Consider the following 6,552-nt stretch of genomic DNA (forward strand, 5'->3'; position numbering starts at 1 on the left):
GCCACCACCACACCGCCGCCACCACCGCCCCGTGACCGCACCCGCCACCGGCGCGGTCCGGCGCCGGATCACCGTGCGCGGCACCGTGCAGGGCGTCGGCTTCCGGCCGTACGTGCACCGGCTGGCCGCCGACCTCGCGCTGACCGGCTTCGTGAGCAACAGCGCGAACGGCGTGCTCATCGAGATCGAGGGGCCGGCGGCCGAAGTGGACCGCTTCTGCGACCAGTTGGCCGAGCAGCCGCCGCCGCTGGCCGCCGTGACCGCCTTCGGCCGCGAGGACCTGCCCACCACCGGCGCCACCGGCCCGTTCACCATCCGCCCCACCGACCGGGCCGAGGGACACACCCAGCTCCCGCCCGACACCGCGACCTGCGCCGACTGCCTGCGCGAACTGGCCGGGCCCGCCGACCGCCGGCACCGCCACCCGTTCATCACCTGCACCCACTGCGGCCCCCGCTTCACCATCGCCACCGCGATGCCCTACGACCGCGGGGCCACCACCATGGCCGATTTCCCGATGTGCCCCGCATGCGCCCGCGAGTACGGCGCCCCGGCCGACCGGCGCTTCCACGCCCAGCCCATCGCCTGCCCCGACTGCGGACCCCGGCTGCGGCTCGTCCCCGCCGAGGGCACCGGAGTCCGCCCCGCCCGGGACGCCGACGCCCTGGCCGCGGCACGGGCCCTGCTCACCGCCGGCCGGATCGTCGCGGTGAAGGGCGTCGGCGGCTACCACCTGGCCTGCGACGCGACTGACGCACGGGCCGTCGCCACCCTGCGCGACCGCAAGGAACGCGGCGGCAAGGCCTTCGCCGTGATGTGCGCCGACCCGCGCACCGCCGAGCGGGTCGCGGTCCTCTCCGACGCCGAACGCCGGGCGCTCACCTCGGCCCGCCGCCCCATCGTCCTGCTCCGCCGCCGCACGCCCCCGGACGGGCTCCACCTCGCCGACGAGGTGTGCCCCGGCAGCCCGCACATCGGCGTGATGCTGCCGTACACCCCCGTGCACACCCTCCTGTTCGGGCTGCCCGGCGACCCCCCGGGCCCGAAGGCGCTGGTCATGACCAGCGGCAACCGCTCCGGCGAGCCCATCGTCACCGACGACGCCGAGGCGCTGACCCGGCTCGCCGGACTCGCCGACGCCTGGCTCGGCCACGACCGGCCCATCGCCTCACCCTGCGACGACTCCCTGCTGCGGGTGCGCGAGGACGGCACGGAGCAGGTGCTGCGCCGCTCCCGCGGGTACGTCCCGCGCCCGGTGCCCCTCCCGCTCACGGTCCCCGCCGTGCTCGCGGTCGGCGGCGACCTGAAGAACGCCCTGTGCCTGGGAGAGGGCGACCAGGCCTGGTTCGGGCCGCACATCGGCGACATGGGCGACCTGGCCACCCTGGAGGCCGCCGAACGCGCCGAACGGCACCTCACCCGGCTCACCGGAGTCACCCCGCGCCTGGTGGCCGCCGACCGCCACCCCGGCTACCACTCGACGGGATGGGCCCGCCGGAGGTCCGCCCGGCTCGGCGCCGGACCACCGAGGCGGGTCCAGCACCACCACGCGCACATCGCCTCCGCCATGGCCGAGCACGGCCTCGACGGCACCACACCGGTCATCGGCGTCGCCTTCGACGGCACCGGGTACGGCGACGACGGCACCGTCTGGGGCGGTGAGGTCCTGCTCGCCGACTACACCGGCTACCGCCGGCTCGCCCACCTCGCCCCCGCCCCGCTGCCCGGCGGCGACGCGGGCGTCGTCAACCCCTGCCGGCTGGCGCTCGCCCGGCTGTGGGCCGCCGGACTGCCGTGGGAGCCGGCCCTGCCGTCCGTCACCGCCTGCACCGACGCCGAACTCACCGTCCTGCGCAGGCAGCTGGAGCGGCAGGTGGCCTGCGTCGCCACCTCCAGCATGGGCCGCCTCTTCGACGCGGTCTCCTCCCTGGTCGGCGTCTGCCACCGGGCCGGCTACGAAGCCCAGGCGGCGCTCGAACTGGAGGCGGCGGCCGCGCGGGCGTGGCCGGCCGACGCGCAGGCGTACCCCTTCGGGCTCCCGGCCGGCCACCTCATCGACCCCGCGCCGATGCTCCGCGCGCTCCTCGCCGACCAGCGGCGCGGCACCCCGGTCCCGGTACTCGCGGCCCGCTTCCACCGCGGTGTCGCGCGCGCCGTCACGGAGATCTGCGGGCGGGCCCGCACGGCCGCCGGCCTGACCACCGTGGCCCTCACCGGAGGTGTCTTCGCCAACGGCCTGCTGGAGCACGAGTGCGCCGCCCTGCTTGCCGCGGACGGCTTCACCGTCCTGCGCCACCGCGAAGTCCCCCCGAACGACGGCGGGCTGGCGCTCGGCCAGCTCATGGTCGCGGGAACAGCAACCAACCACGAGACGGAGTGACCCATGTGTCTGGCAGTGCCCGGCAAGGTGGTGGCCATCGACGAGGGCGCCGATCCGCGCACCGGGCTGATCGACTTCGGCGGAGTGCGCAAACAGGCGTGCCTGGAGTACCTGCCCGATGTCCGGGTGGGTGAGTACGTCATCGTCCACGTCGGCTTCGCCCTGCAGCGCCTGGACGAGGAGTCGGCCCGGGCGTCCCTGGAGTTGTTCGAGCAACTCGGTCTCCTGGATGAGGAGTTCGGCGACGCCTGGCAGCAGGCGGCGCGGCAGGAGAGCGGAAGTGAGGTCCAGTGAAGTACATCGACGAGTTCAACGACCCGGATCTGGCACGCCGGCTGCTCGACGAGATCAGGGCCACGGTCACCCGGCCCTGGGCCCTGATGGAGGTGTGCGGCGGCCAGACCCACTCCATCATCCGGCACGGCATCGACCAGCTCCTGCCCGACGAGGTCGAGTTGATCCACGGTCCGGGCTGCCCGGTGTGCGTCACACCGCTCGACGTCATCGACAAGGCACTGGAGATCGCCGCCCGGCCCGACGTGATCTTCTGCTCCTTCGGCGACATGCTCCGGGTCCCCGGCACCGACCGGGACCTGTACCGGGTCAAGGGCGAGGGCGGGGACGTGCGGGTGGTGTACTCGCCGCTCGACGCCCTCGACCTCGCCCGCAAGAACCCGGACCGGGAGGTCGTGTTCTTCGCGATCGGCTTCGAGACGACCGCCCCCGCCAACGCCATGGCCGTCCACCAGGCCCGCCGACTCGGCGTGCGGAACTTCAGCCTGCTGGTGTCCCACGTCCGGGTCCCCCCGGCGATCGAGGCCATCATGACCGCCCCCGCCTGCCGGGTGCAGGGCTTCCTCGCCGCCGGGCACGTGTGCAGCGTGATGGGCACCACCGAGTACCCGGACCTGGCGGACAAGTACCGGGTGCCGATCGTGGTGACCGGCTTCGAGCCGCTGGACATCCTCGAGGGCATCCGCCGCTCCGTCCACCAGCTGGAACGCGGCGAGCACCGGGTGGAGAACGCCTACGCCCGGGCCGTGCGCGACCAGGGCAACCCGGCGGCGCAGCGCATGATCGAGGAGGTGTTCGAGGTCACCGACCGCAACTGGCGCGGCATCGGCCGCATCCCGGCCAGCGGCTGGCGCCTGACCGAGGCCTTCCGCGACCACGACGCCGAGCACCGCTTCGACGTCACCGGCATCCGCACCGAGGAACCCGCCGTCTGCCGCGCCGGCGAGGTGCTCCAGGGACTGATCAAACCGACCGAGTGCGAGGCGTTCGGCAAGGCCTGCACCCCGCGCACCCCGCTCGGCGCCACCATGGTCTCCAACGAGGGCGCGTGCGCGGCCTACTACCTGTACCGCCGGATGACCGACGGCCCGGCACCGCGGGGATCCCGCGTCCCGCAGGAGGAGATGAACCCCGTTGGCTGACCTCGCCACCGAAGCCACCGAAGTGACCGCGACCGCCGCAGGCGCCGCCGACGCGGTCGACCCCACCACCTGGACCTGCCCGGCCCCCCTGCGCGACCAGCCGGTCGTGGTCATGGGCCACGGCGGCGGCGGAGCCCTGTCCGCCGAGCTGATCGAGCAGGTCTTCGCGCCCGCCTACGGCAACCCCACCCTGGCCGCCCTCACCGACTCCGCGGTCCTCGAACTGGGCGGCGCCCGGCTGGCCTTCTCCACCGACTCCTACGTCGTACGGCCGCTGTTCTTCCCCGGCGGCAGCCTGGGCGACCTCGCGGTCAACGGCACCGTCAACGACCTGGCGATGAGTGGCGCCGTGCCCACCCACCTGTCCGTGGCCTTCGTGCTGGAGGAGGGCGTGGAGCTGGCGGTCGTCGGCCGGATCGCCCGCGACGTCGGGGCGGCGGCCCGGGCGGCCGGTGTCATCGTCGCCACCGGCGACACCAAGGTGGTGGAGTCGGGACACGGCGACGGCGTCTACGTCACCACCGCCGGCGTCGGCCTCGTCCCCGACGGCGTCGACATCCGCCCGCAGCGCGCCCGGCCCGGTGACGCCGTCATCGTCAGTGGCCCGATCGGCCTGCACGGTGTGGCGATCATGAGCGTGCGGGAGGGCCTCGAGTTCGGGGTCGAGATCGCCTCCGACACCGCGCCGCTGGCCGGTCTCGTGGCGGCCATGCTGGCGGTCACCAAGGACGTCCACGTCCTGCGCGACCCCACCCGAGGCGGCCTGGGCACGTCCCTGAACGAGATCGCCCGCGCCTCCGGAACCGGCGTACGACTGCGGGAGCGGGCTCTCCCGGTCCCGGACGAGGTCGTCAACGCCTGCGGCTTCCTCGGCCTCGACCCGCTCTACGTCGCCAACGAGGGCCGGCTCGTCGCGTTCGTGCCCCCGCACGAGGCGGAGGCCGTGCTCGCGGCGATGCGGGCGCACCCGCAGGGCGCGGGCGCGACCCTCGTCGGCGAGTGCGTCGAGGAACACCCGGGCATGGTCGTCGTCGCCACCGGGCTCGGCGGCACCAGGGTGGTCGACCTGCCGCTGGGCGAGCAGCTGCCCCGCATCTGCTGAGCGCGCGCCGGCCGGAGCCGGCCCCGTCAGCGCGGGGCCGGCACCGCCTCCACACCCGTGATCTCCAGCTCCCGCCCGCTGCGCAGGTCCCGCGAGGGCCGGTCGCAGTCCGGGCACCAGAAGAACGGCGGCATGCCCACCGCGAACTCCCGCGCGCAGCCCTCGCACCAGGCCCGCGCCGTCACCTGCTCCACGACCAGCTCGGCCGCGGCCAGCGGCGTGCCGTCGCGGGCCACCTCGAAGGCGAAGTGCAGCGCGTCCGGCACCACACCCGCCAGTTCCCCGACCCGGACGGTCACCAGCGACACGTCGCCGGCGCCGTCCGCCCGGGCGATCTCCCCGGCCTGCTCCACGATCGCGGTCGCGATCGACAGTTCGTGCACGGCCGGGATCAGGGGTAGCGGCGGTTCGCGCGGAGGCCACCGGTCATCCGGTAGATCCGCAACTCCCGCATCACGCCGGGCAGTTCCTTGACGAGCAGGGCCACCGCCAGGCCGCCGACCAGGCAGGCCTGGGCGATCAGCACCTGGCGTCCCGACGTCACCGACCTCGCGGTGCCCGGCGTTCTCACCCTTCTCGACTTCCGGCAGTCCTTCATCGCGGTCACTTTCGCCCTCTCATCCAGGTGAGATGTTCGGCATGACGTCCAGCAGGGCGTCGTGCCGCTTCCAGTGGATCCCGGTGGAGCGGCGGGCGTCGGACGTGCCGTCCTCGTGGAATCCGGTCTGATGGCTGCGCGGGCCCTTATTGCCCTGGTGTAGACCCCGTACATGTGTGAGCTGGTCGGGCCGCGCCTGGGGGCGGCCCACTCGGATGCTGCCCATGTCCGTTCTCCTTCCAGGTCCTCACGACCGCTCGGTGAGCTCCGCGAAGAACCGTTCCACGGCCGGCCAGACCCGCTCGCCGCCGGACAGGCCCCGCCATTCGCGGCGGATCACGGCCACCATCCGGAAGCAGTCGTCGACCGGCACGATCCAGTGCTCCTTCAGGCCGCGCACGGTGTTCACCAGCAGCGCCTCCACATCGGGTGCCATGGACTGGAGCTGCGGAAACACGCCGGTCAGCCGCTGCCAGGCCGCCGCGTCCACCTCCCAGCGCATGGCCCCGGCCGGGCTCGGCCCTTGGGCGGTGACCGTGCCGTCGGAGCGCGGCACGAAGAACACCAGACCCACCGGGACGCCCAGCACCGCCGTGTCCACCGGCGGGAGCCGGAGCCGGCGCCGGGGCACCAGCCGGTAGCGCCCCTCGCCGGCCGCGTCGTCGGCGAAGAGCACCGAGCAGGGACCGCACACGCAGCGCACCTCGGCGGCCGGGGTGTCGTACAGATGGGGGTGCTCGCCGGGCACCGGGGCGGCGCACAGCTCGCACGCCTCGGCCCGTGCCGCCGCGCCCCGGTCGGCCGCCGAGCGGATGACGCGGGCCAGTGCTCCGTCCACGCTCACCGCGCCTCCCGCGGCCGCGCCCCGGTCCGGTGGCCCAGCGTGGTCAGGGGGACGAAGGCGGGGGCCGCGCGCCGTTCGGCGGCGACCGCCTCCACCGACTCCAGTTCCGGGGCGGCGGCCAGCACCGCCGCCCGGACGGCCTCGGTCACGTCGGCCGTCCCGCCGCCCCCGCCCCCGCAGCCGGACCCGCAC

Annotated in this window: 8 protein-coding genes and 1 pseudogene; 4 read left to right on the forward strand and 5 right to left on the reverse strand. The window is 74.6% G+C overall.

Features of this window, described 5'->3' with window-relative positions; all coding sequences use genetic code 11:
- Positions 1-31: 31 nt before the first annotated feature.
- From hypF to hypE, 4 genes are read left to right on the forward strand one after another with little or no spacing between them, the layout of a single operon-like run.
- Positions 32-2,380 carry a carbamoyltransferase HypF gene (gene hypF, locus V7E45_RS37820; protein WP_333778802.1) on the forward strand — a complete coding sequence of 783 codons (2,349 nt, stop codon included), beginning with the start codon at positions 32-34 and terminating at the stop codon, positions 2,378-2,380.
- 3 nt (positions 2,381-2,383) lie between these two features.
- On the forward strand, positions 2,384-2,674 hold the full coding sequence (locus V7E45_RS37825; protein ID WP_333778803.1) for a HypC/HybG/HupF family hydrogenase formation chaperone: 291 nt from the start codon (positions 2,384-2,386) through the stop codon (positions 2,672-2,674).
- On the forward strand, positions 2,671-3,816 hold the full coding sequence (hypD, locus tag V7E45_RS37830; RefSeq protein WP_333778804.1) for a hydrogenase formation protein HypD: 1,146 nt from the start codon (positions 2,671-2,673) through the stop codon (positions 3,814-3,816). The genes V7E45_RS37825 and hypD overlap by 4 nt, the downstream gene beginning before the upstream one ends.
- Complete coding sequence (gene hypE / locus V7E45_RS37835) at positions 3,809-4,918, forward strand: hydrogenase expression/formation protein HypE (RefSeq protein ID WP_443056344.1); 1,110 nt, start codon at positions 3,809-3,811, stop codon at positions 4,916-4,918. The genes hypD and hypE overlap by 8 nt, the downstream gene beginning before the upstream one ends.
- 26 nt (positions 4,919-4,944) lie before the next feature.
- On the opposite strand, the gene hypA is transcribed toward hypE, so the two are convergent.
- From hypA to V7E45_RS37860, 5 genes and pseudogenes are all read right to left on the reverse strand, one after another.
- Positions 4,945-5,301: a hydrogenase maturation nickel metallochaperone HypA gene (gene hypA / locus V7E45_RS37840; protein WP_333778805.1), complete on the reverse strand. Its 357-nt coding sequence runs from the start codon at positions 5,299-5,301 to the stop codon at positions 4,945-4,947.
- Positions 5,302-5,309: 8 nt separating this feature from the next.
- The gene (locus tag V7E45_RS37845) at positions 5,310-5,462 is read right to left on the reverse strand and encodes a hypothetical protein (protein WP_333778806.1); all 153 of its coding nucleotides are present in this window, start codon (positions 5,460-5,462) and stop codon (positions 5,310-5,312) included.
- Positions 5,463-5,535: 73 nt separating this feature from the next.
- Positions 5,536-5,742: a hypothetical protein gene (locus V7E45_RS37850; protein ID WP_333778808.1), complete on the reverse strand. Its 207-nt coding sequence runs from the start codon at positions 5,740-5,742 to the stop codon at positions 5,536-5,538.
- Positions 5,743-5,763: 21 nt separating this feature from the next.
- Positions 5,764-6,360: a DUF5947 family protein gene (locus V7E45_RS37855; RefSeq protein ID WP_333778809.1), complete on the reverse strand. Its 597-nt coding sequence runs from the start codon at positions 6,358-6,360 to the stop codon at positions 5,764-5,766.
- Positions 6,357-6,552, reverse strand: a pseudogene (locus V7E45_RS37860) (NifU family protein); the annotation flags it as partial. The gene V7E45_RS37855 and the pseudogene V7E45_RS37860, both read right to left, overlap by 4 nt.

Origin of the sequence: Streptomyces sp. IBSBF 3136 (assembly GCF_036815105.1) — a bacterium.
GTDB lineage: Bacteria > Actinomycetota > Actinomycetes > Streptomycetales > Streptomycetaceae > Streptomyces.

What these genes read in the sequence shown, in the direction of transcription:
- V7E45_RS37825 (WP_333778803.1), top strand. Translation starts at nt 2,384, where the DNA reads ATGTGTCTGGCAGTGCCCGGCAAGGTGGTGGCCATCGACGAGGGCGCC.
- V7E45_RS37850 (WP_333778808.1), bottom strand. Translation starts at nt 5,742, where the DNA reads ATGGGCAGCATCCGAGTGGGCCGCCCCCAGGCGCGGCCCGACCAGCTC.